The sequence below is a fragment of the Anatilimnocola aggregata genome, from assembly GCF_007747655.1.
GTDB lineage: Bacteria > Planctomycetota > Planctomycetia > Pirellulales > Pirellulaceae > Anatilimnocola > Anatilimnocola aggregata.
In genome coordinates this window covers 7168718-7195630 of sequence record NZ_CP036274.1, presented here as the reverse complement: position 1 = coordinate 7195630, position 26913 = coordinate 7168718, and the positions used below count along the sequence as shown (strand labels likewise).

Annotated in this window: 23 protein-coding genes; 5 read left to right on the top strand and 18 right to left on the bottom strand. The window is 57.3% G+C overall.

Features of this window, described 5'->3' with window-relative positions; translation table 11 throughout:
* Positions 1-3 precede the first annotated feature (3 nt).
* The 4 genes from ETAA8_RS27190 (at position 4) to ETAA8_RS27175 (ending at position 2816) form a co-directional block, all read left to right on the top strand.
* Complete coding sequence (locus tag ETAA8_RS27190; RefSeq protein WP_145096171.1) at positions 4-1449, top strand: sulfatase family protein; 1446 nt, start codon at positions 4-6, stop codon at positions 1447-1449.
* 36 nt (positions 1450-1485) lie between these two features.
* Positions 1486-1908, top strand: a complete 423-nt coding sequence (locus ETAA8_RS27185) for a secondary thiamine-phosphate synthase enzyme YjbQ (RefSeq protein ID WP_145096168.1) — start codon at positions 1486-1488, stop codon at positions 1906-1908.
* Between the two features lie 49 nt (positions 1909-1957).
* The gene (locus tag ETAA8_RS27180) at positions 1958-2317 is read left to right on the top strand and encodes a hypothetical protein (protein WP_145096165.1); all 360 of its coding nucleotides are present in this window, start codon (positions 1958-1960) and stop codon (positions 2315-2317) included.
* A gap of 220 nt (positions 2318-2537) precedes the next feature.
* Positions 2538-2816, top strand: coding sequence for a DNA-directed RNA polymerase subunit alpha C-terminal domain-containing protein (locus ETAA8_RS27175; protein WP_145096162.1), 279 nt, complete (start codon positions 2538-2540; stop codon positions 2814-2816).
* A gap of 269 nt (positions 2817-3085) precedes the next feature.
* On the opposite strand, the gene pilM is transcribed toward ETAA8_RS27175, so the two are convergent.
* From pilM to ETAA8_RS27090, 17 genes are all read right to left on the bottom strand, one after another.
* Positions 3086-5614 carry a pilus assembly protein PilM gene (gene pilM / locus ETAA8_RS27170; RefSeq protein WP_202921297.1) on the bottom strand — a complete coding sequence of 843 codons (2529 nt, stop codon included), beginning with the start codon at positions 5612-5614 and terminating at the stop codon, positions 3086-3088.
* A gap of 37 nt (positions 5615-5651) precedes the next feature.
* Positions 5652-6902, bottom strand: a complete 1251-nt coding sequence (locus tag ETAA8_RS27165; RefSeq protein ID WP_202921296.1) for a DUF1573 domain-containing protein — start codon at positions 6900-6902, stop codon at positions 5652-5654.
* A gap of 136 nt (positions 6903-7038) precedes the next feature.
* Positions 7039-8352: a DUF1559 family PulG-like putative transporter gene (locus tag ETAA8_RS27160; RefSeq protein WP_145096153.1), complete on the bottom strand. Its 1314-nt coding sequence runs from the start codon at positions 8350-8352 to the stop codon at positions 7039-7041.
* 66 nt (positions 8353-8418) lie between these two features.
* Positions 8419-9525, bottom strand: a complete 1107-nt coding sequence (locus ETAA8_RS27155; RefSeq protein ID WP_238397580.1) for a DUF1559 family PulG-like putative transporter — start codon at positions 9523-9525, stop codon at positions 8419-8421.
* A 403-nt stretch (positions 9526-9928) separates the two neighbouring features.
* Positions 9929-10900 carry a hypothetical protein gene (locus tag ETAA8_RS27150; protein WP_145096147.1) on the bottom strand — a complete coding sequence of 324 codons (972 nt, stop codon included), beginning with the start codon at positions 10898-10900 and terminating at the stop codon, positions 9929-9931.
* A gap of 48 nt (positions 10901-10948) precedes the next feature.
* Positions 10949-12349 (bottom strand): hypothetical protein, encoded by a 1401-nt coding sequence (locus ETAA8_RS27145; RefSeq protein ID WP_145096144.1) that lies wholly within the window; start codon positions 12347-12349, stop codon positions 10949-10951.
* Between the two features lie 494 nt (positions 12350-12843).
* Complete coding sequence (locus tag ETAA8_RS27140; RefSeq protein ID WP_145096141.1) at positions 12844-14130, bottom strand: tetratricopeptide repeat protein; 1287 nt, start codon at positions 14128-14130, stop codon at positions 12844-12846.
* Between the two features lie 337 nt (positions 14131-14467).
* Complete coding sequence (locus tag ETAA8_RS27135; RefSeq protein ID WP_238397579.1) at positions 14468-15625, bottom strand: aminotransferase class V-fold PLP-dependent enzyme; 1158 nt, start codon at positions 15623-15625, stop codon at positions 14468-14470.
* Positions 15626-15635: 10 nt separating this feature from the next.
* On the bottom strand, positions 15636-16637 hold the full coding sequence (gene moaA, locus ETAA8_RS27130; RefSeq protein WP_145096138.1) for a GTP 3',8-cyclase MoaA: 1002 nt from the start codon (positions 16635-16637) through the stop codon (positions 15636-15638).
* Positions 16634-17065, bottom strand: coding sequence for a molybdenum cofactor biosynthesis protein MoaE (locus ETAA8_RS27125; protein ID WP_145096135.1), 432 nt, complete (start codon positions 17063-17065; stop codon positions 16634-16636). The genes moaA and ETAA8_RS27125 overlap by 4 nt, the downstream gene beginning before the upstream one ends.
* Before the next feature lie 82 nt (positions 17066-17147).
* Positions 17148-17393, bottom strand: a complete 246-nt coding sequence (gene moaD, locus ETAA8_RS27120) for a molybdopterin converting factor subunit 1 (protein ID WP_145096132.1) — start codon at positions 17391-17393, stop codon at positions 17148-17150.
* A complete protein-coding gene (locus ETAA8_RS27115) occupies positions 17390-20287 on the bottom strand; it encodes an FAD-binding and (Fe-S)-binding domain-containing protein (RefSeq protein WP_238397828.1) in 2898 nt (965 codons plus the stop codon). The genes moaD and ETAA8_RS27115 overlap by 4 nt, the downstream gene beginning before the upstream one ends.
* A gap of 180 nt (positions 20288-20467) precedes the next feature.
* On the bottom strand, positions 20468-20965 hold the full coding sequence (locus ETAA8_RS27110) for a hypothetical protein (protein WP_145096125.1): 498 nt from the start codon (positions 20963-20965) through the stop codon (positions 20468-20470).
* Between the two features lie 23 nt (positions 20966-20988).
* Complete coding sequence (locus ETAA8_RS27105) at positions 20989-21750, bottom strand: hypothetical protein (RefSeq protein WP_145096122.1); 762 nt, start codon at positions 21748-21750, stop codon at positions 20989-20991.
* A gap of 97 nt (positions 21751-21847) precedes the next feature.
* Positions 21848-22519, bottom strand: coding sequence for a GTP cyclohydrolase I FolE (gene folE / locus ETAA8_RS27100; RefSeq protein WP_145096119.1), 672 nt, complete (start codon positions 22517-22519; stop codon positions 21848-21850).
* A gap of 146 nt (positions 22520-22665) precedes the next feature.
* Positions 22666-22908, bottom strand: a complete 243-nt coding sequence (locus ETAA8_RS27095) for a hypothetical protein (RefSeq protein ID WP_145096116.1) — start codon at positions 22906-22908, stop codon at positions 22666-22668.
* Between the two features lie 196 nt (positions 22909-23104).
* Complete coding sequence (locus ETAA8_RS27090; protein ID WP_145096113.1) at positions 23105-23875, bottom strand: SDR family NAD(P)-dependent oxidoreductase; 771 nt, start codon at positions 23873-23875, stop codon at positions 23105-23107.
* A gap of 65 nt (positions 23876-23940) precedes the next feature.
* Between ETAA8_RS27090 and ETAA8_RS27085 the strand changes: the two genes are divergently transcribed.
* Complete coding sequence (locus ETAA8_RS27085; RefSeq protein ID WP_145096110.1) at positions 23941-25353, top strand: ligand-binding sensor domain-containing protein; 1413 nt, start codon at positions 23941-23943, stop codon at positions 25351-25353.
* Positions 25354-25413: 60 nt separating this feature from the next.
* Here ETAA8_RS27085 and zwf read toward each other — a convergent pair whose 3' ends face one another.
* The gene (gene zwf, locus ETAA8_RS27080; protein WP_145096107.1) at positions 25414-26874 is read right to left on the bottom strand and encodes a glucose-6-phosphate dehydrogenase; all 1461 of its coding nucleotides are present in this window, start codon (positions 26872-26874) and stop codon (positions 25414-25416) included.
* Between the last annotated feature and the right edge of the window lie 39 nt (positions 26875-26913).

Genomic DNA, 26913 nt, shown 5'->3' with positions numbered 1-26913 from the left:
TCAATGTCGCGATTCTTCATGTTTGCAGTGCTACTGTGTCTATTCCATTTGAATGTCGTCGGTTCGGCGCTGGCAGATAAACCAGCACAGGCCCGCCCCAATATTCTGGTGCTGATGGCCGACAATTGGGCCTGGCCGCATGCCAGTGCCTATGGCGATGGAGTGGTGAAGACGCCAACTTTCGATGCCCTGGCTCGCGAAGGCACGCTCTTCACCCGGGCCTATTGTTCGGTTCCCTCTTGTTCGCCAGCACGAGCAGTGTTTCTCACCGGGCAGGCGGCCCATCGACTGGAAGATGCCGCCAGCTTGCATAGCCAATTTCCTGCCCGGCTCAAGGTCTTTCCGCAACTACTCGCTGACAGTGGCTATGCCACGGGCTTTTCCGGCAAAGGCTGGGGCCCCGGCAATTGGTCGGCAACTGGCTTAACGCACAATCCCGCAGGGCAGCCTTACGATGACTTAGGGGCGTTCTTGCAAGCCGTGCCCAAGGACAAACCGTTTTGCTTTTGGCTGAGCAGCAAAGATCCGCACGTCCCTTGGACCGAAGGGCGCGATTTTTTGCCGGCCCTCGACCGGTCGCGGGTCACTGTGCCGCCGGTATTTCCGGATCATCCCGCGGTGCGAGAGGATTTGTTGCACTACTACTGCGAGGTGCAGAACTTTGATCGCACTTGTGGCCAGGCGATCGAATTGCTGAAACAGCGAGGCGTCTTCGAGAATACGATCATCGTGATGCTCGGCGACAACGGATGGCAGATGCCACGTGGACTGGCTCACATGTACGACTTGAGCACACACGTGCCGCTGGTCATCCGCTCACCGACGCACCTGAGTAACGCGGCAAAGTGCGAAGCGTTCGTCAACTTCGAAGATTTGGCACCCACACTGCTGGAACTGGTCGGTCTGCCAGTCCCGGCCGAAATGACGGGCCTCAGTTTGCGACCAATCCTAGCTGGTGAACCCGTCGAAGGTCGCGACGAGGTGTTTTTGGAACGAGAGCGGCATGCAAACGTTCGCGCAGGCGATGTGGGCTATCCGTGCCGGGCCATTCGCACGAAGGATTTTCTCTACATCCGCAATCTGCGACCTGATCGCTGGCCAGCGGGCGATCCCGAGTTGCACTTTTCGGTGGGGCCGTTTGGCGATGTCGACAATTCTCCGACGAAGGAACTAATCTTGTCCCATCGCGAAGAACCCGCGATGGCACCGTTCTATCGAATGATTTTCGCCAAGCGACCTGCGGAAGAACTGTACGACTTGAATGCGGATCCCGGCGAGACGATGAATGTGGCTGACCGAACCGAGTTTGCCACTGTGAAGCGAGAATTGCACGCTCGCCTGGAAAAATGGCGGCAGACTACCGGTGACCCGCGCTCGACTCGCGATGACGACCGTTGGGATCGTTTCCCTTACTACGGCAACCGCGCGAAGGCGGCAGTCGCGAAGTAACTAGACCGTCTTCGTTTCTGGGTAGAAGGCAATGAGATGAGATCCGTCACCAAAGAACTTTGGATGAACGTACCGCAGCGCCGCGGCATAGTATCACTTCAGCGCGAAGTCGAACGCCTCGTGGCCGAGAGCGGCATTCAGGAGGGACTCGTCCTCGTGAACGCCATGCACATCACGGCGAGTGTGTTCATTAACGACAACGAGAGTGGGCTGCATCACGACTACGAGGTATGGCTAGAGAAGCTGGCGCCGTTTGATTCATCGAGCGATCGGTATCACCACAATCGCACGGGCGAAGACAACGCCGATGCTCACCTCAAGCGGCAGGTGATGGGGCGAGAAGTAGTCGTCGCCATCACTGGCGGCAAATTGCACCTGGGGCCGTGGGAACACATCTTCTACTTTGAGTTCGACGGAAACCGGGCGAAACGTGTGTTAATCAAGCTCCTTGGGGAGTAAGTTAGTAGCTGAACCGGTTGTACGCTGGAAGAAAGGAATGGGCAGTCCAATGACCAATCCGAAGATTCCCGAGGTCAACAACGTCTACGGCCACATTCAGGCACCGCAGGGGCTGAATGTCATTCTGCACGCGGTGACGCCGGTGGTCGGCGAGCAGCGGGCCTTTGTGCATGTATCGCAGTTCAACGGCGACGAGATTCTGCGGTTCGCCAGCGACGTGGCAGAGTTCGAGTCGATTCCGCTCGAAGAGCCGTCGCGCCATCTGCTGAACGGTTGTGTGGCCGGCTCATTGGACGAGGTCGTAGCGTTCGTGCGAGCCTTATCTGGCCAGTTGGCCCAAGCGGCCGTCGAACACCGGTTTGAGGTCTACGACTCCGACCAGCAGCTCATTCAACAGCTGCCTCGCTGAGTCGATGGTTGAAATGTTAGCGTTTAGGGGAGAGTTGCTCCCTTGCCTTGCTAGCGTCCGCCTGCTGTCATGTCATGAATCATTTTTGATAAAATGGATGCTAGCGAGTTGAAATTAGTTGCGCAATCGTTATAGTTTCGCTCGGCCGATAACTTCCCAACGACTGGGAACTCGGCCAAGTCCCGCTCAGTTCGATCCTGTTTTGGAAGGGAATCCCGTCATGAGCCGTACCCGCATTCCGCTCAGCCGTCAGGAAGAAACCGCTCGCCAGATGAAAGAACGTCTGGAAATGAGCACCGCCGAAATTGGCCTCTCGGTTCGCACGACGAACTGCCTGGAAGAACGAGGCATCTTCACTGTTCGCGATCTGCTTAACAGCACGCCAGCCCAATTGCTGAGCATCGCCAACTTTGGCGAGAAGACGCTCGACGAAGTTTACAAGTCGCTCGAGAAATTCGGCTTCTTCCGCGCTTCGCGAACTCCAGCCTATGCTCGTTAGGGCAAGCTGCTAAAGAGACAGATTGAATTCGTGGATGGTGGCCTGATTCGATTGACTTCGGCCACTCACGAGTTCTCTGTAGATATCTCTTTGCGCCAACTACAAGGCAGGAGGGTGTTCAACAATCGGGTTGATTGTTGAACAGTAGATAGCGCAACTCTCGGGTTTGGCTGGGGGTTGGTGTTCAACTATCGACTAATAATTGAACGTTTAGGCGCATATTGAAGTGGCGAAATCGCGGCGAAGGAGCGAGCGTGGCTTGTGCCTGCTCACTTCCCGAATCGCAGTTGCCGCAGCAGTCCGTGGGTTTGAAAGCCACCGCCGATTCCGTACACTCGGCTAATATCGAGGGCGGAGTTTTGCTTGTGATAGCTAGCTAGCGAACGTTCGATTTCGCCGGCCAGTTGCACCAACTGCGGCTGCGTGGCTGCCAGAAACAGGTGATACCTCCGGGCTTTGGACGGTGAGCGCTTGAGCTGCTCGGCCTGCTCGTGCGTCACCTGTAATTGCTTTGCCAATTGATTGGTGAAGTTGTTGCCAGCCTGACCGAATGTACGAAACCAAAGCCCGCGTGAGGACGAAACGAGCACACTCGTCGAACTTACACCTATATCGACGATGGCAAGGGCCACGTCTTCTTCGACGCTGGCGGGATTTACGACAGGCGGAGCCTTTTGGGAAGAGGTTTTGGCGTCTCCTTTTTTTTCTTCCGCTGCGGGAGGTGTGCCAAACTCGAAGCGAATCGCATTATGAAGGGCGACACATTCGCTCTGCAGCACCGACACTTCGATCCCGGCTCGTTTGCAAAGTGCCAATCGCTCTTGCACGTGCGAGTTGCGGGCCGCGACGATCATGATTCGCCGCGGAGCCTCGTCCGCCGCTTTGCCTTCGGCTTCATCGAGCACGTAATAGGCCCACTTCAACTCGTCGAGCGGAATGGGGAATTGATGCTTGGCTTCGAACTCGACTGCAGCGGCCACTTTTTTGGCTGGCAGGGGAGGCAATTCGCAAAACCGCCCGAGCACCCGCTGGGCGGCGATTGCCGCAATCACCTGGCACCCCTTGAGGTCGTTACGACCGGCGAAATCAGCGAGTGTCTTCTCCTGCACTTCGGCCCGAATCATATCCGCATCGCTACCGCCCAGCGATCGCTCGTGAGAAATATATTCACAGGCAGCTAGGTGCAGTTGGCCGGTCTTTTCGTCCCGCACCAGCTTGATGGCTTTCAGGGCATGGTCGCCCAGATCGAGCCCCCAGACCATGGCTGGTGACTTGCGGCCAAAGACGCTTTTGAATCGCGCAAGAACACTTCCTTTTTCGGCTGTGATTAGATTCAGCGGCACCTCGGCCTGTTCGACGCCTTGCAGGGCGAGACCGAGTGCGATGAAGAACTCGCCCGGATGGTCCGCAAGTGTGGATTTGACTTTTTCGTCTAGGGATTGCACGCGGGTAAAGTGTGCAAGCCAGTCGACAGGAGGCCCGATTGCCGACTTGACCGGTGCAGGTTGCCAATCGGCAGCGGCCATTCGTTCTTGCGAAGGGGCCTTGGCTAAGCGATCGGCCAGCCGTTGGCGAAGCTTCGTCACTTCTTGATTCTGGGGGGCAAACTTGCCAAGTTTGTCTGCGATTCCCTGCAACGAGCCGATAGCCAAGGGTTCGTTCTGCACGCTATTCAGCAGGGCCGCCAACTCGGAGGCGGAATCCTCAAGCGTGTTTGTTTCGGGGGTTCGAAACGACTCGGGAATTTGAGTCAGGATATCAACCGCATCTGCATACCGGCAGGTAGCGACTTTGGCTTTTGCCTGTTTATAAAAGTGCTCGCGCAACTGATTCGCAATTCCTTGGGCCTGCGTATGCCCTGGCTTTAGCGACAGGAGGCGTTCGATCTTAAGGAGCAAGCCCGTGTATTCCTTCTGCTCCATTGCCTGACGGATTTCGCCACTCAATTGAAGCAACTCTTGGCGAACGGACTTGGAGCGTTCCAGCAGTTTCTCCAACTCTCTCGTACGAAGTGCTGCCGGCACATCGCTTAGGATCGAAATCGCCTGTTCATACGAGTGCTCACTTATCAGTTGTTGAGCCCGCCGAAACGACTCTTCAATTTGGACTTGAAGTGTCGCTCGTCGCTGTTCGGTTTCCTCCACGGCCGCGAGCGCTTCGCGCGCGAGTGATTCGAAGCGAATATCGTCGATTGCTGCTAGTTTGCGGAAGCGGGAAATTGCTGCATCGAACTGCAAAGCATCGGCTGCTTGTTTAGCTGCCGAAAGCTGCTCGCGGAAAGTGCGTTCCTTTTGCTCGAGTTCGCCGCGGATGTTGGCACCGCAGCCACCACAGAATCGCTCGGCGACGGATACTTCGGCAGCGCACTGCGGACACTTCTCCCATAATGGCTGGCCACAGTCGCCGCAGAACCGACGATTGGGTGAATTCCCCTTCAGGCATCGACGGCATTGAACGGTGTGCCCCGCGGTGGCCACCGCTTCGGCTGAAGGCTGCGGCACTGAAGTGTTCGTTCGACGCCGCAGCTGAGCATCGAGTACCGCCTTACGATCCTGATCGCACAGCAGGTCGAAAGCCTGTTGAAGCTCTCCTCGAAGGCGGTCGATTAGTGCTCCGTCGCCATGGTCACCCTTCGCATCGAGCGCGTCGAGTTGGCGCATGTAGCCAACACGAATTTTTGACAAGTCCGCTTCCAACGGAGCGAGACGCAGTAACTGATAGGCGTTCAGCGGGTGGGCAACATCGTCCACCTTTAGCCAATCCCGATACGGATCAAAGTCGACGGCTGCAACTGACATTTTCATTCCAGCGGGTGGGGCGGTAGGAGCGGAACAACTACGGGGTAATCGCAAACTGAACCTTGTAGCGCAGTTCGCCGAGGCGTGGATGTGACGACTTAATGACCAATTCCCCCTCGGGGGATCCCAGGAACTGACAAGCGGGTGCAGTCGCCGGAATCTCCAGATGGAGCTCATATAAGCCAACCGCAGAGTCTTCACCCTGGCGTTCGACAAATGTTGCTTTTAGGAAGTCTGGTGTGGTTTGCACACTGCATTCACCAAGGGTCCGTACCTCGTCTCGAATTTTGCCGCGAATAACGAACTTCTTACCGCGACCGTGGCGGATGTCTCCTAACTCCAAGACTCCGTCTCCGCGCACCACAGGTCCAAATAATGCGAAACGGCGGAGCACGGTGCCGTGCATCGCCAATTCAAAAATCTCTGTTTCTGTCGCTTCAGATTCTTCCGACGCAGCGGTTTGCTCGTTGGCACTATCAGACACCGGTGATGCCTTGGGGCGCTTCGCGATAATCCGGAGGCTGTCCGCAAAATCGCCCGAGGCCAACGAACCTGGAACTGTGACTCTGACCCGTCGCACTACTTTGGCGTCGAGCTCGGGCGCTTCGCTTGGCTTCATCGCAACCACTTGCCACTTGAGATCGCTGATGCCACAAGAGATGTCGGCGACCACTAGCTCGTCCCAAAGCTGAGAATAGAGCAGGAATTCGGCATCTTTATCTTGACCAGGCTCGATATTCGGGACGATCAGTTCCCTCACATTGCTGCCGACCAGCATGCGAACTTTACCGTCGACAACAAGTTCGATGGTCCGGTTAAACGCATCGTTTGTTTTGACCACCGCGCCATGAGTGAAAAACAGATTGCGGCCAGTATTCCACTCGAGCGTAACCTTGGTTTCGCCACCTGGCTCGACTTCTTTCTTGCTGACTCCCCCCACGGTGCATTTGCAGGTTGTCGATTCGATGTCGACAAGCAGTGGGGCGGTGCCTACGTTCCGAATGAAAAATTCATGCTTCCCTTCGGTAAGTGGATTCATGATGCCGAAGTCGTAATTTTTCTCTGGCACTAAGGCGCGAGGCAGGCGCGGTGCAGTGGCGTCGTCCTTGAAGGCAGCTGGATTGAGGTATTCGGGGGCAATCTGTGCTCCACCTCGCTCGCCTATGACAACTCGCAGACCGTCAGTCTTGGCATGCCTAAAGAGGAAGACACTTTGCGATGCCAGGGCAACAATGGCCACGCAGCATAGGGCACAGATTGACATACCAACTACGAATACACGGTTCATTTCGGTCCTTCCCAGATCCCTTTGGCAACACCTTGCTATAACTGCCAAGAGGCAGACGGCTCGCATCTGCGCGCCGTCTGCCCTTAGCGAGTTTTTGAATTGCCAAAAGCAATTGCTTTGGCACTTCTCATCAGATTTACTCTTCGAACTTGCCCTTGGTCAGGCGGTTCAGAAACACGCCGTTGAACATTTCGCCGGGCTGAATTTCCAAGTCACCGTTGCTGTAACCAATCGAGGCCTGAGTAGCAGCTGTAATGCCGCTCACAGCAAAACCTGGGTTCAGGAAGCCGTCGCCGTTATTGTCTTGGAACGACTTGACGCTACCGTCGACCATCACAATGTTGCAGGAGGCATTGCGGCCACCGTCGTGAACGGCAAACCAGTCACGAGTGTCTTGCAGGTAAGTACGAGTTCCTGCCGATCCGCCTGGGCCGATTGGGGGAGGGCAGTTATTCTTGAAATCGCAAGCGACCTGATCGGACAGGATTGCTTCTTTGGCAATCAGCTTCACAGCAAACTTGGCGGCGTCAAAATAGGCTGGACCATCGTTCATCGTTTCAGCGAGTAGCATGCCCTGGCTGGCCCACAGACGTTGCTTCTTGCTATTGAGGGCGGTCGAGATGAAGTCGTTGGTGTCTTCACCGTTTTGTTCGATCGTATGTGTTAGCACTGCTTCGTTGATGTCACCAGGACCGGCGTCGCCCAGCAGAGCGATCGACGAGGAGGGCACGCTGGCGGTTTCGGCAACTCGGCGAGTCAGGCCACCCATCGTGGTACTGAGCCCTTTAACGCCAGGCTTGGTATCTTCCGCTGCGATGCCAGTCTTGCGAACAATCACATCCTCACCCATATCGACGACGCGAACGCCTGTGCGGGCGAAGTGCCAACTCGACGCATAGTTGCTGCTCAGGCCTTCCGCAAAGAAGGCGTGGGCAACGGCGAAAGGACGCTTCGCATCCGTCGCAGCAGGTCCAGTGCCGACAAAGCCGGCAGTACCACCGCCAGTGATGGTTCCTTTGTAATTGTTGTTGCCACACTGACCAGATGCCAAGCGGGAAACTGGAACGCCATCCTTGCCGCCGTTGCTGGTGTCGCCACCAAGCAACTCATTTGTCTTTTCCGAGTGTAAAACCGCATTGCTTGGGCACAGCATTTCAGCAGGCCGGGCAGCGCCGATTTTCACCAGGTCGGCGACCCAGCCGTAGCTGTCGGTGCAACCATCGCGCAGGTAGTCATAGGCACCTGTGCAGAGGCGGCCTTGTGGGTCTTTGTCGGCAAACAGGTGGAACCCAATGCCGAACTGACGCAGGTTGTTCTTGCACTGCGCACCGCGCGCAGCTTCGCGAGCTTTGCTGATCGCTGGGAGCAGCAAGGCGACCAAGATGCCGATGATCGCGATGACCACCAGTAACTCGATCAAAGTAAACGCACCACGAATCGATTTTTTCATCCCCCGAACCTCCAAAAAAACAATTGCCAACAGAAAGAGTCACAAAGTCAGCAGCGACAAACACTGCTAGAATTTTTTAGGATCAATTGCGAACGAACTATGCAATTCGGTCGTTTCGACATCGGGCGCGGTTGTCGTAAAGCCGCCGATCGCACCGAAGCCGTTGTTGATGTAACCATCGCGGTTCTTGTCACCGATTCCCCGCACGCTACCGTCGGCGAACACGATATTGCACGAGTTGCGATGTACAACTCCAAAGCCGCGATAGTCCTGCAGCACTTGCTTGTGCCACGTTGCCCACCAGCCTGATGGACCATCACGCATCGCACCGCTGAAAGTGGGCATACTCAAGCTCGATATCAACACCGGGCCGGTCGTGAACGATCGGGCGGTGGCGGAGCCTGACGGCGAGTCCTCAAAATCGATTGGCAAAGGTTTTTGCGTTACCAACCCGCCATCGCCGATCAGCGGAACAGCGCTAGAGGGAGTTGAGGAGGTGTCTAGAACGGACGTCCGCAACGGGCCAGTCGAGCACTGCCGATTGGCGAGGGATGCCGGACCGCAAGCGCCATTAGCAACTTGAAGATTGCCGGAGGCACCGACCATCGGTTCGCCACGCACCAAGTACCAACTAGCTGTGTAATTCGTGTTATAGGCCTTGGCGTAAATTTCTTTGAGGACGACGTTGTTCCGGCCTGTCGAACCAACTCCGGGCGCATTTTTGACGATGTTGCGACACGCATTAAAAAGATCCGACCCATCCGGCTCTTTGGTTACTGGGGTACCCAATCGCGGCACGCAGCTATCTGCTTCAAAACTAGCCGTCGGGGCCTGGAGCAGATCATAAAACGTCTCGGAAACCCGCGCGCTATTCGATGCACACAACATCTCCCCAGTGGGAGTACCAACATTCACCAGGTCAGCAACCCAGCCTTTTTCCGTCACGGCTCCGTCGTTTAGCCAATCGAATGCGCCGGTACACATTGCCCCGTTGTTTCGCTCGGAGTGAGCAATCAACCCAATGCCGAACTGACGCAGATTGTTCTGACATGCGACTGAGCGAGCCGTTTCACGCGCTACGCCAAGAGCAGGCAGGAGCAGAGCGACCAGGATACCGATAATCGAAATTACCACCAGCATTTCAACGAGAGTAAATGCGCGATGAAGTCGCATGTTCTTAGCTCGTGGAAGCGGTTTCAAAGGGTAAATTTGTTTGGTGGGCATCGAAAATTCTCCAGTTTGCGAATCCATTCGCGCTCGTTGAGGTAGGCAGGACCGAGTGTGGCTCCTAAGGTGCAAAGCATTAGGCAGAACCAGGATCAAGGTCGCGTGTGCCCCCAGTGAAGAAATTGTGAAGATGCCTGTACTTACCGAGGCAAAACACTTAACGTCCGCATGAATTACCCAGCTTGTGGCACTTCTGCGTCAGTCAAGCGCTCTGTCAGTCCGATGAGGCATGTTTTAGATGGCCAATGTTGGCGTTGTATGAACGCGCGAAGAACATCTGCAAAATCTGCAGAAACTTGCCGGATGCGAAAAGAAATTACCCGGCAGCCAACGTATTAGGCTTAGATTGCTACTTTAGCCGCTCGCGGAGCCATGCGCGAACAGCGCGGCGGGGTTCAATATCGCGCAGCGCCCACGTATCGGTATGGTTCGCAAAGGGGAGTGAGACGAAGGTGAATTGGCCGAGAGAAGCCTTCGCCTGGCTTTGCGAATCGTCCAGAAACTTTTCTGTTGCTGCAATGCTAGACTCGTGCGAAATCCATTGAGGTCGTCCTGCTAATCGCGCCAAGCGGGCGCGAGCTGATTCAGGGTCACTGTCGTCGTAGGGCCAGCGGCGTACGCCATCGTAGTGACTGTGCACGACGAAGCATTTCCATAGTTTTGCAACCCGTTCGTCCCGCAAGCCGATATAGTTGCACGCAATTGCGCCACGTGAGAATCCGCAGAGCACAAGCTGGTCGAGATCACCGCCAAAATCGCGACAAATCAGTTCGACCGCTTGCAGGCAGTATTCCACCGTCGCAGTCGGATTGCCCCACCACTGACGCTGGTGTTCCTGTTTCTCACTGTTTACGAACGGCAGAGTAACGCAGATGAACTCTTTACCGCCACTCAAACCGTAGGCCAGATTGCAGTCTTCGACGAATCCACTATTCGTGTCTCCTTGGGAGTTCGAATAGGGCCCATTACCAGGATATTCGACAATCACTGGCCAGCGGCGTTCGCGTGTCCAGTCGGTCGGAAGATAGAGAGCATGGAAAAGTTTGCTATCGCGATACTGCGGCAATTGTTGTTTGACACGCTTCCCCGCTGCAGGTGGAGCATCTTCGATCGCGGGCGTCTGCAAATCGGGCTGAATCGACTTCAGATCGATCGTCGGCTGCTTTGCTTGTTCCTGGGGCGGCGTCTCTTCGGCAATTAGCGACACAATCAACGACGAGAAGAGAACGATAACCAGCAGACCGACTGCGGTCACCGCGAGACGTAGGGCAAACCAGTGAACTCGAAGGCGCCGCTGGGCCGGGGATAAGGAAGTCTGCATCCGTTTGCTTCGTTTCTTTGTGAGCGAGGCTCATAGCCTCGCCCTTCGCTACCGCCACGCCTGATCACTGGCTTCAGCGGGCAGGTCGCGGCGTGTCAACTGTTCGGCACTGCGTGGTTCCAAAGGGACTCGGGCCGAGAAATTCGCAACTGCAGGATTCGCGGCCAATTCGGAGGCAGGATCCCAAGGCTGATTCGTCGGTCGCGACCACTCCATCATCACGCGACGATTCGCTGGCGGAGCAACGTTTGCCCGTTCGCCATTCGATTGAAGTTGCGATTGTACAGGTACTGGGGCCGGTGGGGGAACCAACAACTGCTGATTTGCCAGATTCCCGGAGTTTTCTGCTGCTTGTTGAGCTTGAGGGGCGTCAGTTCCTTGGCGAGCCTGGCGCGAGTACCAGCCTTCTGAATAAGGGCGAGCCACATTGCTGGCCTGAGCTTCTGGTCGGGTGGCCGAACCAAAGTCGGGTCGCGGAGGCGACACTGCACCTGCGGGCTGCGAATACGAGCCGTAATTCCCAGCGGGAGCGACCGGTGCGGCTGGCTGGTGAACGATGTTGGGCATGGCATGGGTCTGGGGTGTAGCGACTATCGCGTTGTTCACAGGGGCAACCTGCTGAGCCACTTGTTGAACCGCGGTCGGCCGATTGTTACTGGCCACCATCACGTCGCTGCGCCCTTCGACGCTGTCCAGCATGGGACTTCCCAGCCGCACCCATTCCAGCCAGGTCACTTGCAGGTCCGAGAGATCTTTATGGCCGTAATACTTGCGAGTGACGGCTGGCCAGTTGTCGGTCTGCATCCCTTCGCCCACATACTGCACATACTTCCGCTTACCACCTTGCATGATCAAGTAGCGGGCCAGCGAATAGCCCTGAGCGTACAGCGGCAGCATATCTGGTGGATACTCCTTCATGGCAAACATCTTGTTGAAGGGGATACCTCGTTCGGTCATCAAAAAGTCGATGAGGAACTTCTCTTGCTTCCGCTTTTCGCTGGTGTGCTCGACCGTGGTGCAAGCACCTTCATCGGCCCAGCGGGGCAGTGGTCGGCCAAAGTGCGAAGCAAAGATGGTGTGGGTGATTTCGTGGGGCAATACCGAGTCGAGCACTCGCTCGCGAGAGCCTTGTACCGACATCGTCCAGCCAAAAGGCACGCCTTGGCGGCTGAAGCTGAATTGGGTCGCTCCGCCCGCACCAAGCTGCGGATGAATCTGGCACTCGACGGGGCAGGGTTGCGACCACGGTGGCAATTCCTGCCCAAGCCATTCGATGGCCAGGTCGCGTCGCTGGCTTTCGGCCGCTTCGCAAATTTCCTGGGCGAGGGCTTTGGTGGGGGCGCTCACAATAAAGTTTTGTGAACGAACGCTGGCCCCGAACGTAACGACGGGCGACAGCAGCAGCGTGAACAGCGCAATGTGCGCGGCAATGACACGGCGAGCTTCCATGCTCTTGGATCCTTCCAGAGAGTTGTGATCATTCACGAATCGGGAGTTATAGCGACAGACGTAGTCAACCAACCAAACCAGCTGAACCAGTCACTACGGCTGAGGCAGGGCATCCGACTCGTGCTGACCCTAATTTCGCTCTCCCGCATCGTGCGAGAGTGCCATGATCTGACCTCGAATCACCTCTAAGCAATCGCGGGGCCAGTTTCTTCCATCAATCTTACCGGGCGTCCCTAGGCTAAGTGCAACCTCTTGCGGGGCAAGGTCTTCCCGCGTTTGTCCGGCGGGAGGATTGCTCTCTGCTGTCGATCGACCTTTGTAAGATATACAAAACGTACCGTGGATTTCTACATTTTTGAAAGAGGAAAACCCGAGAACTTGAGTAATCTTGCGGGGAAATCCGGAAATGATGCAGCGCAGTGCTAGCGATGAATCGCTCCTCGCGTGGTGTGTTCCTCACGCGATTGCGGGAGGTTCCACATCTTGGCGCTTACCTAACGTAGTTCGTTAAGCAAACGCTGACGCGCCGCTTCCAGCGGGAACTTGTCGTAGGTGCTAAGCGCGGTCACCAGTGAAGACAGGGCCACGGTTCGTGTGGAACTCCCCGTCACTGGTCGCTTGGCTTTCTTCTCTTCATAATCAGCCCGCTTCTCACGTTTGCCGAGCGCTACCAGTTCGTTGTTCGCCCGATTGATTTGCCCCCCGAAGTTGTTCTGGGCTTGGGCTTGCCGCTGGGCAAGTTGGGCACGTTGACCTTGTACGTTTTGTGCCTGGCGATTGAGAGCAGACAGATCGTTCGAAATGCGATTGGCTACAAAAACCAATTGATCGATATCGCGGCGCAACAGGCTGCGCACCACGGGGTCCTTCTCGCGATTCAATTGAAACTGCAAGCGATCGATCTGAACCTCGGTATTACCTAGGTCGTTGCTGATCGACGCTGCGCGCACTTCTAAGCGTTGCAGCTCTGCGACCAGTGGCCGGTCGAGCCGAGCGATATCTGCCAATTCATCGTTCAATTCCTTCTGTAGTTTGGCCGCGAGAGCTTCCAGGTCTTTTACCCGGTCGGCAATCTCCTGCCGCGTCGCTTCGACATCTTGCAGCGTTTTGCCAGCTTCAACTTTGCGATCCTCGATGTTCTTGGCTTCGACATCGGTCTTAGTGTCGGTCAGTTCGAAGAACTTTTGCGTCACGCCATCGCGAGCTTGTTCAAAGATCAAGAGGCGGTCGGCATTCAAGCCGGTGATGATCGTTTTCTCAAGCTCTTTGCGGGCCAGTTGGTCCACATTCTCGGCAGCGGGCCCCGACAGATACCCACACAGCCGACCGAGAAATGCCAGGTTTTCGCGAGCGTCCGCTTCGCTGGCCGCCTCTTCCTGTGTGGATGCAGCGGGCAAGGCCGCTCGCAACTTCTCGGCGTCAACCATCGCGACTCCAAAGTTCTTGAAGGTCGCAGCCAACCAGCATTTCGCCCGCAGGGCCAGAATGTTATCGGGATCCTGAACCAGCAATTCTTCCAGCTTTTTCCCTGCCTCTTCATAACGGCGCTGCTGCAGCAGGACGAGCGACGCAGCAGTCAGCAAGCGTGGATCACCCGGCGCGATGGCCTGCAACTCGACAAACTTGGCATCAGCTGCCGAGCGCGCTGTGGGCGTCACACTCCAGCCAACCTCCATCATTCGCACGATGCCTGCTTTGGTCTCCGCTTCATCAGCGGACGCGAACGCGGCAAAGGGCAAAAACAAGAACGCGCATAGACCACGGGACATTGGCACCTGCATGGCAGTGCTCCTTCAACCGCTCTGGCAGCGGTGTTAGCTTGGCAAGAATTCAATCAGCCCCGGAATTGGCCCTTTCAACTCGTTCATCGTATCGGTAGCCAGTGATGAGAGCAAGAAAGTCTTATTCGCTCAGGAGGACCAACTTGGACCAGCCCGTCTGACCGCTCAATGACTGCACTGTTCTCGACTCGCCACGGCAGAATCAAGCCTTGCACGTTCAACCAAAGTGTTCAACTACGACCCTCCTAATTGGACACCAATCGCTCGGAAACCCGAGAGTTGCGCTAACTGCTGTTCAATTAAGAAACCCTTAATTGGACACCCCCCGATATGGTTGCTAGGAAGACAGCTCGCGTAAGGCGGCCACCAGGGAGTCGATATCGTCCCCAGTTGTGAAGGGCCCGATGCTCGCCCGGACAGTGCCAGCAGGAGAAGTCCCCAGTGCTTGATGCATGCGCGGCGCACAATGCAGACCGGAGCGCACTTCGATGCCGGCCACTGCGTCGAGCCCAGCAGCCACTTCTTGCGGATCAAAGCCAGCCACATTGAAGCTGACCACGCCGACGCGCCGTTCAACTGAGCGAGGACCATAGATTGTGACGGGGGGAAGCTCGCTCAACTGGCTCAAAAGCTGTTGTGTGAGATCGCGCTCGTGCCCTGCAATCTTGTCGATCCCTGCTTCAGTCAGCCAGGCGAGTCCGGCGCTCAAGCCCGCGATGCCGGGGACATTCAAATTGCCAGATTCGTATTTGTCGGGCAGCGACTCGGGCTGATGGTCGTCGTCGCTCCGAGTACCTGTTCCGCCTTGGCGCACGGCCGATAGCTCGTCCTGCATGCCGGGAGCCAGATAGAGGAACCCGGTCCCCAGCGGACCAAGCAGCCCTTTGTGTCCAGGGGCTGCCAACAAGTGGCAACCGAGTTTGCCCGCGCTCACTCCAAAATGACCGAGCGACTGCGCAGCATCGACCAAAAACAGTACATGCTTCTCGGCCGCAATTTCACCGACTTCTGCCAGCGGTTGAATTGCCCCAGTCACATTCGACGCGTGGGTGAGCGCGATCAAACGCGTGTGAGGACGAATCGCGCTTCGCACTTCAGCAGGGTTGATGAACCCTTCGCGGTCGCAACCGACGGTGTCGAAGGTTATTCCCTGGGTATCGGCCAGATGTCTGAGTGGCCGCAGCCCACTGTTGTGTTCGCATACACTGGTGACCACATGATCGCCGGTCTTGAGCACACCATGCAAAGCCAAATTGAGCGAATCGGTGCCATTGAGTGTAAAGACGATTTGCTCCGGTGATTGGGCACCGAGCAGATCGGCAATTCGCTTGCGACATTGCGACACAATCCGCTCGGCCGCTTGTGCCGAGCGATGAACGCCGCGCCCCGCAGCAGCGCCATTGTTGCGCTGGTAGTCATCGACAGCCTGATAAACGCCGGGTGGCTTCGGCCAACTAGTGGCTGCGTTATCGAGATAGATGCGTGGCTCGGTCACAAGGTCTGCCCTACCCGCCGATCTGATACATGGCTCGCTGCGGGCGAATAAACTCGCTGGAGTCGATGCCGTGGCCGGGTTTCTTGGCGCGGACACAATCGCGAATCAATTGAGCCAGTTCGTCGTCGGTGGCACTCGCGCGGAGTAGCGCCCGAGCATCCCATTCGACTGTCGAGAATAGACAATTCCGCAGTTGGCCCTCGGCAGTTACGCGCAGACGATTGCAGTCGCCGCAGAATGGCTGCGAGACCGGATTAATGAAGCCAATCCGCCCGTTACCGTCGGCATACTGATAGTCCATCGCCGGCTGGCTCAGATCGGGGCGATCCGCTGGTTCCAAAGGTCCAATCGCTGCTTCCAACTGCCGCCGTATCTCCTCGCCCGTCAGCACCTGGTCGTTATTCCATTGTTGATCGGCGTCCAGTGGCATGAACTCAATAAAACGCAGTTCCAGCTGCTCGTCGCGGGCGAACCTGGCGAGCGCGGGAATCTCGGGCTCGGTGATTCCCTTGATCGCAACCGTATTGAGCCGAATCGGTGCCAGGCCAACATGCTTGGCAGCATGAATGCCGGCGATTACCCGGTCGAGACCGTCTCGCCGGCTGATGCGGCGAAAAGTCTCTTCGGTCATCGCATCCAAACTGATGTTCACCCGTGTCAGCCCGGCATCTTTCAGTGCTTGAGCCTGCTCGGCCAGCAAAATGCCGTTGGTGGTGAGGGCAATTTCGTGGATGCCTGGCACAGCTGCCAATTGTGCGACGAGCTTTGGCAACTCAGCACGCACGAGTGGTTCACCGCCGGTGAGTCGCAACTTGTTGACGCCCAGCGAAGCCATGACCCGCGCGAGCCGCGTAATTTCTTCGAAGGTGAGCAACTCGTGGCGAGGGCGAAAGCGCACGTTCTCCTCGGGCATGCAATAGAAGCAGCGAATGTTGCAGCGGTCGGTCACGCTGATTCGCAAGCTGGTATGCACGCGTCCCAGCGCATCGTAAAGTGGCTCACGCTCTGTCATGTTGCTTTCGGTAAACCGGTGCCAGGGTGGACCCATTCGCGGGAACCATCCTGCCAGTTCTCCTGCTTCCAAATGGGAACCACCTCTTTGATGGTGTCAATCAACCACTGCCCCGCTTCAAACGCCGCGCGCCGATGCGGCGAACTCACGGCGATCGCAATGCTGGCCTCGCTGATTTCCAAATGCCCCAGCCGATGGACGACGACGCAATGGAGCAGCGGCCATTTCGCACGGGCCTGTTCTTCTAACTCTCTCAACTTGCAAATCGCCATTTCGGGATAACATTCGTAGTCGAGCGATTCCGTCTCGCGCCCCGCCGTCAGTTGACGGGTCACACCCAAGAACAGCACGACCGCACCGGCATGCGGGTGTGCCGCTGCCGCCAGAATGGCCTGCGTATCGATCGGTTCGTGAACAAGTTGGATCATGGTTCCTGAGCCGGAAGCGTTAGCGCCCGGAGAGTATCGACTTTTACTAGTGGTAAGATCTCCGGGTGCTGACGCTTCCGGCTCATCCTCCACTTACCGGCGGAATGATGCCGACCTCCTGAGTTTCCGTCAGTACATGGTCGTCTGGCGCGAAGTCCCGATCGACAGCAATCCGGCAATGAGGCAAAAAATCGGCCAAAGTCGGGTACTCTTGCACAATGGCTGCCCGCAGGTCGCGCACGGTGGCTCCTTCGGCTAACGAAAAATTCGTCGCTGGCGTGCCAGCACGTTGCCGGGCAGCGGCAAACAGTTTGACCCAGACAATCATGTCACCAACAACTCCTCACCCCGGGCCGTCAGCAGCGATTCGACTTCGGGCATCAGGCCATACGCAAGCGCCAACATCTTGAGGGGATGAATGGTCGGCTTCGTCGTCCCTTGCTCCATCTGAATTTTACACGCGCTGCACTCGGTCGTCCCTAGATCAATGAGCGGATCGCGCAAAGACGAAATCAGCCCCCAGCCCGCCCGCAAGCTGGCCCGGTAGTTATCGCGCCGTAAACCAAAGGTGCCGGCCATGCCACTGCAGCCGCGTTCGATCCGCTTGACACTTAGTCCCGGAATCAGCCGGAGCAAGCTTTCGCCGGGTGAACCTACATCGAGGGCCCGCAAGTGGCAAGGTTGATGATAGCCGAGCGTGAGATTGATGGGACGAAGGTCAAGTTCCAAGCGGCCAATCTGATGCAGCTTCCACAAGTAAGCGCAGGCTTCAGTCGTGTGCTCGGCGACCAGGCGAGCATCGTCATCGTCGAGCAAGTTGGGATATTCGTGCGTGAGCGCGAGTGCTGCCGAGGGTTCGGTGCAAACAATTTGATATCCCTGGCGTACCGCATCGGCAAGTAAGGCGACATTGCGCGCCGCTAACTTGCGAGCGCGCTCCACATCGCCGAGCGAAATGCGGGCCATGCCCGATTGGAGTTGTCCCGGCGGCACATACACGGCAATGCCATGATGTTGCATGATCGCGACGAGGGATTCAGCAAGTTGGGTGTCGTACCAATTTGCGTAGACGTCGACGAAGTACAGGATTTTGCCGCCGGTGCGACGTGCTGGGCGAGTCAGGCGATTCCGATCGGCCCGGCGGAGGAATGTCGTCGCCGCAAGCTTGGGCAACTTTCGTCCTTGGGCCAGGCCCGTGAGTTTTTCGATCACCCAGCGAGTCCAACGCGTATGCAGCGCGTAGTTCGCAATCGGGCCAAACCGCGCGGCCCAGCGCGAAACCCAATCGAGCCGCGCGAGCAGCCAGTCGGTGGTATCGAGTCCATTGGCGACGACGTACTGGCTCTTCGCCTCAACCATTAGCTTGGGAATGTCGACTTCGGCGGGACACTCCAGCCGGCACTGATGGCAGTTAACGCAAAGGTCGGCGATTTCTTTCAGCTCTTCGCCGGCGAGTGAGGTCGTCGGCAGTTGCCCCTGCAACACGGCCCGCATGAGGTTCGCCTTCGCGCGGGGCGAGGCTTCTTCGGCAGGTGCATAGCGAAAAATCGGACACATGCGCATTTCGGGGGACATGGTCCGGCAGCGGCCGCAGCCGTTGCAACTTTCGGATTCCACCTGCGGCAGATGTCGCCAGACGAGATGCAAATCAAGCGGCTCGCGCTTCTTGGCTTCCGCTTCGGCGATTTGCGATTCAGAAGTGATCCGTTCGTCGATGGCGATATCCGCGGCTGACAAGCGCAGGTTCTTCGTCAACGGCTGCGGCACATCGGCCACGACTTTGCCGGGGTTTAGCAGGTTCTCGGGATCGAAGATCCGTTTCACCTCGCGCAGCACGTCGTAGAGCAGGCCCGTTTGCCGACGGACGTACCACGTTCGACTCAGCCCGCAGCCATGCTCGCCGCTGATTGTGCCGCCGACGGCCAGGACTTCTTCGTACAGCTGCGTCGCCAACTCCGGCATTTTCTGAATGTCGGCTGGATTCGACAAATCCATAAACGGGCGAACGTGAATCTGACCATGTCCCGCATGCGCGAAGAATGATGCGGTGACCTGGTAGTTCTTGAGGACGTTTTGCAGTTTGACGAGAAACTCGGGGAGCACATCGGGCGGAACCGCGACGTCTTCGATGAACGGCACCGGTCGTTCGGAACCTTGCACGCGAAAGAGAGTGGGTGAGACGCGCCGGGCGAGGCGACGGAACAGATCGTATTCATCCGGTGCCAAGACCAGATGAAAGCCAAACGCCAGCCGGCGACGCCGTTGCCAGCGGACAGCCACCTGCTGCAACGTTTCTAAAACCTGTCCGGCATCGTCGGACAATTGCTCCACCATCAACATTGCTTCGGCTTCGCGCGGAATCGCCTGCGCATAACGCGGGTCGAGATCGCGGGCCAGTGAAAGAATTCGACGATCCATCAGGTCGCAAGCGCTCACACCCAGCGACTGTGCTTCGCTGGCCGCGGTTGCGGCCGCTTCCAGACGGTCGAAGAACATCAGGCAGAGACCGCGATGCTTGGGTATCGGCACAATGCCGAGCGTCAGCTGCGTGATTAGTGCGAGCGTCCCTTCGGAGCCCGCAATGAGTCGCGCCAAGTCGAGCTGGCCGTCACTGAGGACATCGCTCAAGTGATAGCCGCAGCGATTCACCCACGCTTTCGATTGATTCGCGCGGATAACGGCATCTTCCCGCTGAAGGAGTTCGGCGAGCCGTTTGACAATTTCGCGCCGCCGGGGATTGGGATCAAGCGCGGGGTCATCGGTGATGGGATGACGGCCCGCTTCGAAAGTTTCGCCATCGGCCAGCACAACTTGCAAACTGCGAACGTGCTTGCGGGCGGAACCATAGCGGAGCCAATTGCTGCCCGAAGCATCGAGCGCTACGACGCTGCCGATGGTTGTTACACCGCCAGTTGCCGGATCGGGACCAAACTGTTTGCCAAAGGCGGCCAGGTAGCGATTCAACTGTCCGAGGACCACGCCGGGCTGGACGACGACATGATCCTGGGCCACGGAAACAATTCGACGCATTCCCTGCGAGAAGTCGATCACCAGGCCCGGACCAAGCGATTCGCCGGCCAGGCCAGTACCTGCCCCGCGCGCGTGCAGGGGAATCACGTTATCGGCAGCGTAACGAACGGCGGCTTGCACATCGTTCACACTGCGCGGCCGCACGACACCTAGCGGAGCCACTTCATAGATGCTGCCGTCGGTGCTGTACATTTGCACGAACGCATCGTCGCAACGAACCTGCCCGGAGAGTAATCCCCTCAGATCGGCTTGGATACGTTCGCGCTGAGGGTCCATCGTGGGAGGTTAGTCACGTTGTTGAGCAAGTTGCCGACAGGCAGAAAGATGAACGCATCGCAGCCGAAGTCCGTGCCTGTCCTAACTTTATCATATTTACTCGCGCACTGGGGGCAATTGTGAACTGGCACCGACACCGGCCCTAGCCAGCCGAATCTGCTGCTGGCGATGCTTTTCGTGGGTTTCGAGATCGAAGCCCTCGTGTTGCTCTAGTTCCTTGATGCCGCGGTACTGCGCCTGGCATTGATAACACTGCAACACGTTGCCCACGGTTACGTACAACACCAGATCGATAATGGCAGTCGCGAAGAGAGTGCCATATGTCCAGAGGGGCATGCGATAGAACCAGAACACGCTACTGATGATAAAGCCAATGGCGATAATGCCGATCCCGACCGTCTGCGAAAAGTCTTTGCGAACGTAAAGTTCCTGGCAAGGACAGATCAGGCACTGCAACACTTTCCCTTCGCGGATCGCCCCCGCAGGAGGATGAATGGCGGTCTGGCAGGCGGTGCAGGAAAAGTCGCCGGCTGGTTCCGTCAACTCGGCGGAGGCCACTGCGTCGCAATGAGGACAACGATAGGTAACGTTCATGGGTGCTACTCAGGCTACTCCAATCATAACGGAAACGAAGTCGCAGCGGAGAGCATCTGGGCAGCGAGTTCACCGATGAAGACGAGGATGACGCCGGCATAGAGGATGCCAGTCGCACTCTGCGTATTGGGGATCTTGAGCGTTTGCCAGGTCAGGTAAGTGAGTAGCAGCGGCAACAGCAGCCCGGCAAACCAGCGGAGTGAAATGAACACTAACCACGATGTTTGCAGGCCCCCGGAGGTCTGCAGCAAGCGGGCCGCTTCGCAACTGGTGCCGATGACGCTGATGACCATCCGAACGAGGATAGCAATGGCCAGGTAGACGAGGAGTCGCTGGAGCGGTTCGAGCTTCATCGTCGGTGTGTTCAGGTACCAATGTCCGAGCAGCATCGCGGTGGTAATCAATCCCACCAGCAGGCCACCACTGAGTACTTCCACCGTTTTGATGCCGGGCGACACAATTGGCGCAGCGGTTACGCTGGTGGTTGCGCCAGGGCTCATTGCGCTCGGTGCCAGGCAAATGAAGAACGCGGCCGCTGCCACAATGATCAGTGCAGCTTTGCCGGCGCTACGCGCTTCATACATCCAAATCACGGCGCCCAGGTAACTCACCACGGCGGCGATTACAGCGGCCACGACTTGCCAAAAGACGACCCCTTCGCCGGCCGGGCTTCCCGCTCGCAGCGACCAGAGTGCCAAAGCGGCGAATGTTTGCAGCCCCATCAGTACCCAAAGGTGAACGCGAAAGAAACCGCTCGTAACCCACTGCGCAGGTATCAACGTCATCGACGCCGCAACGCCGAAAGTCAGTCGACAGAGGAATTCAACTAGCGTTTGCCAAATCACGTTACTATGACGTGGGCTGAAGCCCACGCTACGAAGATTACCGTTTGCCGCCGTAGATCAGTTGCATCACTTCGGCGCGGGTCGAGAGGTTGGAGCGGAACAGCCCTTTCATCGATGACGTTACGCACATGCTGCCCGGTTTGCGAATGCCGCGAATGGTCATGCAGCTGTGCGAAGCTTCCACGACGACCGCCACTCCCTTGGCACCCAAGTCGTTCACCAGCAGGCTGGCGATTTCTTCCGTCATGCGTTCCTGCACTTGCGGCCGCCGCGCGACCACTTCGACCACGCGGGCCAATTTGCTCAGACCGATGACTTTGCCATCGGGGACATACGCCAAGTGCGCGTGGCCGATGAACGGCAGCAAGTGATGTTCGCACATGCTGCAAAAACTGATGTCCTTCACCAGCACGACCTCGTCGTATTCTTCCGTGAAGAACTTGCGCAAGTGCTCGCGCGGATCGAGGTGCAGACCGGCGAACATTTCAGCGTACATGCGAGCCACGCGCGCAGGGGTTTCGAGCAGTCCCTCGCGATCGGGGTTTTCGCCCACCGCAGCGAGAATTTCGCGCACGGCTCGTTCGATCCGCGGCAAGTCCACGGGTTTGGGATCCCCGGCTACCGCGCCATGAGCCGAGCCCTGCAATTGAGCTGCACTCCCCCCGCTGATGCACGGGTCGTCATTCGCGTCAAAATTCTGTTCGGTCATTCACCTTTCCCCTGCAAAAACGGCAATCCTGCATCGTAGTTTCGCAGGCGCGGCAAGGGAAGGCTGGGGAACGAGCGGTGTTCGCCCGATTTGGGCGACTGGGGCTAAACCTGTAATCAGTGTGCCCCAGTAGTGCGCCGAAAAACCTACGCTGCCTTTTTGATGGGCAGATGCTTTACCGCTGCGGGGAGTTCGACGATTTCTAGCTCTGCCGACTTCGCAGCGGAATCCTCCGCTAGCTTGTCGTGCGGAATCGCGTCCCGCAGAGCAGCTTCAATTCGATCGTTAAGGGCATCGAGGGCTGCCAGTACTTCGTCCTGCCGGGCATCAAGCTCTGCCAGCAACGAGTGACGGGCGACCGCATTTTCCGCAGATTCAGATCCGTTCATCAGCGGCAAGCTCCTAGAAGAAGGCTTCACTGCCTCTTCTTCATCGAACAGCCTGTACCGCCCTGAACATTCACTTGCGAAAGATACCACCTGCAGAACGCTGGTAAGCTGTAGCGGTCGCATCAAGACTGCTATTGAACAGAGAATTCCGCGCTGTATTTCATTCTGCATTCTGCAATCTACATTCTGCAATTCCCTACTTCGCTCCCATCCTGATTGCACCATCCAGCCGAATCATGGTTCCATTGAAATAAGTGTTCTCGGCAATCTGTTGCACGAGCTGAGCGAACTCATCAGGCCTGCCGTAGCGCGAAGGAAACGGAATCTGAGCGGCAAGTGAATCGCGTACGTTGGTCGGGGCGGCTTGCATCATGGCGGTTTCGAACACGCCGGGAGCGATGGAGACGATGCGAATGCCGTGCTTGCCCAGTTCGCGAGCAATGGGCAGCGTCATGGAGGCCACGCCACCTTTCGACGCGGAGTAAGCAGCCTGGCCGATCTGTCCTTCTTCAGCGGCGACCGATGCAGTGCAAACAATAACGCCCCGCTCACCTTCTTCGTTGGGCTGGCCCTGGGCCATCGCAGTGGCAGCGAGGCGAATCATATTGAAGGTGCCAATCAGGTTCACTTCGATCACGCGGCGAAAGAGGGCCAGATCGTGTGGCCCTTCTTTGCCCAGCACGCGGCTGGCCCCCAGAATGCCCGCACAATTTACCAACCCTTGCAAGCCGCCATAACGCTGAACGGCGAGATCGACGGCCGCTTGGGCACTCTCGGCAGATGTGACGTCGGTTGATTGAAACACGACCTTGTCCGCACCTAGTTCGTCCACCATCGCTTGACCGGCTGCGGTATTCAGATCGGCGATGACGACATTCGCACCAGCCCGCGCCAAGCGGCGAACCGTTCCTTGTCCTAAACCCGAAGCGCCACCGGTCACCAGAAAGGTCGAATTTTTTACTTGCATCGAGCCGCTACTCCGGATGAAATTGCGTAGTCCCGCCTTTCTTCCCACCTCGAGGATTCTAACTGATGCCCACCACTTTCGCGCGCTCACTCTGGCTCGTCGTTTTTCTCATTAGCGGCGTATGGCAAACCAACTTCGCTCAAGAGGCCACACCTTGGCCGCCACCACTCAAAGGTGCAACGAAAGGGACCGCGGTCGTCGAAGACAAATCGTTTCTCGATGTACCTGAGAAGGTTGCCGAACTAGCGGCCCAAGCAGGCTCGGCCAAGTTCGTAATGGCGAAGACTCCTCCCCGCGTGGAGATCGCCTTGCACGAACAGCTGGGCACCGAAGCGGCCACGCGCCGCTTGTGGTCGTCTTGGGGTGATATTGGCATCGCTAAAGATGGCAACGTATATGTCGCGATTGGCGATCACGGCAACGATGTCGGCGGCGACGCGCGCTGCTTTATCTATCGCTGGGATCCGAAGGTTTCGCAGCTGACGCAGATCGTCGATATGAACCAGGTGATTCCGCCGAAGATGGGACAACCAGCCTGGTCGAAGGTCCATGCCAAAGTCGATGAAGGTCCGGACGGCATGATCTATTTCAGCTGCACGCTCAACGATGGCAATCGCGCCAAGCTGCCGACGCACGGCTTTCACGACGGACTTCCTGGCGGTCAGGTTTATCGTTGGGACCCCAAAACCGGCAAGACAAGTGTTTTTGCCAGTTTGCCGCCCCGCCGTTGCACAGCGACATCGATTCTCGATCAAGAACGAAATCTCTGGTGGTGCAATCTGGAATCCGGCGAAGGGAACGCACTCTGGTGCCTCGACATGAAGACCGGCAAGCCCGTCTATCAAGGCGAAGACAAGAGCGTTGGTTTCAATCGCAACTTCGCTCTCGGCAACGATGGCACGATTTACTTCAACGGTGAGTTGAACGGCGAAGATGCCCCGATCATGCGGTTGAATCTCGCCGACAAGGTGATCCACAAAACGAACAGTGTGTTCAAGGGCTCGCCGGGCATGCGCTGCACGACGCGCGAGACGAAGGATCATCAGATCTACGGCATCACCTACAAGAACACGCAGCTGTTCCGCTACGACACGCGCAAAGACGAACTCGAAATGCTCGGCAGCGATTGGCTGGCCGGCTCGTACGTTGCCGTGTGCGAACTCTCGCCCGACGAGAAGTACATGTACTACCTGCCCGGCGCTCACGGCAAAGCGTGGCTCGACGGCACACCCGTGATTCAGTACGAGATTGCCACTCGTACGCAAAAGGTCATCGCATTCTTGGCACCGACGCTCAACAAGGAACTGGAATATGTTCCTGGTGGCACCTACGGCATCAAGCTCAGCCCGGATGGGAGTGTGCTCTATGTCAACTTCAACGGGCACCCTGCCGATCGCCTGCGACCCGCCAAGATGAAGCCGATTGGCTTTGGTCTGACCTCGTTCGCAGCCATTCACATTCCAGCTTCGGAACGATAATTATTCGCAGTAGTCGCAACTTCGCCCCCGGCGCAATCCGGGGGCATGTTCAAGGTGCTGTTAGTGCAGCACCGGGCAGACATCAAACCAGCTGCGTTTTTGCTCGTGCATCCATTGGTCGCTGAGATCCGGTCCCCATTGGCCGGGCGGATAGAACTCGAGCGGCGGTGCTGCGGGGCTTTGCCACGCCGCGAGGATAGGGTCGATAATTCCCCAGGCAAGCTCCACTTCGTCGCTGCGGGCAAAGAGGCTGGCGTCGCCATTGAGGGCGTCGAGCAGCAGGCGCTGATAAGCGTCGGGCAGGGACTTGCCGACGTATTCGCGGCTGAAGCTGAAGTTCAGATCGGTCATTCGCAGCTTCATGCCAGCGTCGGGAACCTTGGTTAGGAAGTGAATCTGGATTCCTTCCGCCGGTTGAATCTGAATCACCAACTTGTTGGCATCGAGGTTGGAGCGCGGGCCATCGCCGAAGAGGAGTTGAGGTGGCTCTTTGAACTGAATCACAATCTGCGTTGTCCGGCAGCTCATCGCTTTGCCCGAGCGCAGATAAAACGGCACTCGGTTCCAGCGCCAATTGTCGACTTGCAACTTTAGCGCGGCAAAGGTGGCCACGTTGCTATCGGGCGGCACGTCTTTGGCTTCACGATAGCCCGCATATTGGCCGCGGATCGTGCAGTTGGCGAAATCGGCTCCGCTCAGCGGACGGATGGCCCGCAGTACTTTCACTTTCTCATCGCGAATGAAGTCGGCCTGATAACGGACCGGCGCTTCCATGGCGGTAATCATCAGCAGTTGCAGAATGTGATTCTGAAACATATCACGAAGCACGCCGGACTTATCGTAGTAGCCGCCACGACTCCCCACCTCGACCTCTTCGGCCACCGTGATCTGCACGTGGTCGATGTAGTTGCGATTCCAGATCGGCTCGAAAATCGTATTGGCAAAGCGAAGCACCAGCAGGTTCTGGACGGTCTCTTTGCCCAGGTAATGGTCGATGCGATAGACTTGCTTCTCGCTAAAAACCTTGTGCGTGGCGATGTTCAGCGCTTTTGCCGAAGCCAGATTGGTGCCGAAAGGCTTTTCGATAATGATCCGCCGCACCCCCTGGGATTCTTCCGCCATGCCAGCGGCCCCCAATTGCTCGATGGCCGCTTCGTACAGCGTGGGGCTGGTCGACAGATAATACAAACGACTGGCCGGCGCTCCTTTTTCGATGTCGGTCTCCAGGAACGACTTGAGCGCCGTGAAGCTGGCTGCATCGTCGATGTCGCCCCGCTGATAGAAAATGGTGCTGGCAAACGTTTGCCAGGCGGTGGCGTCGAATTCCTTGCCAGTGAACTTCTTGGTGCTGGTTTCGAGTTCCGCGCGCCAGGCATCGTGCGAGAAGGGAGTGCGCGCCACGCCGACCACGCGAGTCTCTTTTGGCAGTCGTCCCTTTTGATGCAAGAGATAGAGCGCGGGGATGAGCTTGCGACTAGTTAGATCGCCAGAGGCACCAAAGATCACAACCGTGTGCGGCATGAGCGTGTCCTGATTACAAACAGTCAAAAGCAAACAGCG

Excerpts from the sequence above, each read along its gene's own strand:
- ETAA8_RS27190 (WP_145096171.1), top strand. The coding sequence starts at position 4 with ATGTCGCGATTCTTCATGTTTGCAGTGCTACTGTGTCTATTCCATTTG.
- ETAA8_RS27185 (WP_145096168.1), top strand. The coding sequence starts at position 1,486 with ATGAGATCCGTCACCAAAGAACTTTGGATGAACGTACCGCAGCGCCGC.
- ETAA8_RS27180 (WP_145096165.1), top strand. The coding sequence starts at position 1,958 with ATGACCAATCCGAAGATTCCCGAGGTCAACAACGTCTACGGCCACATT.
- ETAA8_RS27175 (WP_145096162.1), top strand. The coding sequence starts at position 2,538 with ATGAGCCGTACCCGCATTCCGCTCAGCCGTCAGGAAGAAACCGCTCGC.
- pilM (WP_202921297.1), bottom strand. The coding sequence starts at position 5,614 with ATGTCAGTTGCAGCCGTCGACTTTGATCCGTATCGGGATTGGCTAAAG.
- ETAA8_RS27165 (WP_202921296.1), bottom strand. The coding sequence starts at position 6,902 with ATGAACCGTGTATTCGTAGTTGGTATGTCAATCTGTGCCCTATGCTGC.
- ETAA8_RS27160 (WP_145096153.1), bottom strand. The coding sequence starts at position 8,352 with ATGAAAAAATCGATTCGTGGTGCGTTTACTTTGATCGAGTTACTGGTG.
- ETAA8_RS27155 (WP_238397580.1), bottom strand. The coding sequence starts at position 9,525 with ATGCGACTTCATCGCGCATTTACTCTCGTTGAAATGCTGGTGGTAATT.
- ETAA8_RS27150 (WP_145096147.1), bottom strand. The coding sequence starts at position 10,900 with ATGCAGACTTCCTTATCCCCGGCCCAGCGGCGCCTTCGAGTTCACTGG.
- ETAA8_RS27145 (WP_145096144.1), bottom strand. The coding sequence starts at position 12,349 with ATGGAAGCTCGCCGTGTCATTGCCGCGCACATTGCGCTGTTCACGCTG.
- ETAA8_RS27140 (WP_145096141.1), bottom strand. The coding sequence starts at position 14,130 with ATGCAGGTGCCAATGTCCCGTGGTCTATGCGCGTTCTTGTTTTTGCCC.
- moaA (WP_145096138.1), bottom strand. The coding sequence starts at position 16,637 with ATGACAGAGCGTGAGCCACTTTACGATGCGCTGGGACGCGTGCATACC.
- ETAA8_RS27125 (WP_145096135.1), bottom strand. The coding sequence starts at position 17,065 with ATGATCCAACTTGTTCACGAACCGATCGATACGCAGGCCATTCTGGCG.
- moaD (WP_145096132.1), bottom strand. The coding sequence starts at position 17,393 with ATGATTGTCTGGGTCAAACTGTTTGCCGCTGCCCGGCAACGTGCTGGC.
- ETAA8_RS27115 (WP_238397828.1), bottom strand. The coding sequence starts at position 20,287 with ATGTACAGCACCGACGGCAGCATCTATGAAGTGGCTCCGCTAGGTGTC.
- ETAA8_RS27110 (WP_145096125.1), bottom strand. The coding sequence starts at position 20,965 with ATGAACGTTACCTATCGTTGTCCTCATTGCGACGCAGTGGCCTCCGCC.
- ETAA8_RS27105 (WP_145096122.1), bottom strand. The coding sequence starts at position 21,750 with ATGACGTTGATACCTGCGCAGTGGGTTACGAGCGGTTTCTTTCGCGTT.
- folE (WP_145096119.1), bottom strand. The coding sequence starts at position 22,519 with ATGACCGAACAGAATTTTGACGCGAATGACGACCCGTGCATCAGCGGG.
- ETAA8_RS27095 (WP_145096116.1), bottom strand. The coding sequence starts at position 22,908 with ATGAACGGATCTGAATCTGCGGAAAATGCGGTCGCCCGTCACTCGTTG.
- ETAA8_RS27090 (WP_145096113.1), bottom strand. The coding sequence starts at position 23,875 with ATGCAAGTAAAAAATTCGACCTTTCTGGTGACCGGTGGCGCTTCGGGT.
- ETAA8_RS27085 (WP_145096110.1), top strand. The coding sequence starts at position 23,941 with ATGCCCACCACTTTCGCGCGCTCACTCTGGCTCGTCGTTTTTCTCATT.
- zwf (WP_145096107.1), bottom strand. The coding sequence starts at position 26,874 with ATGCCGCACACGGTTGTGATCTTTGGTGCCTCTGGCGATCTAACTAGT.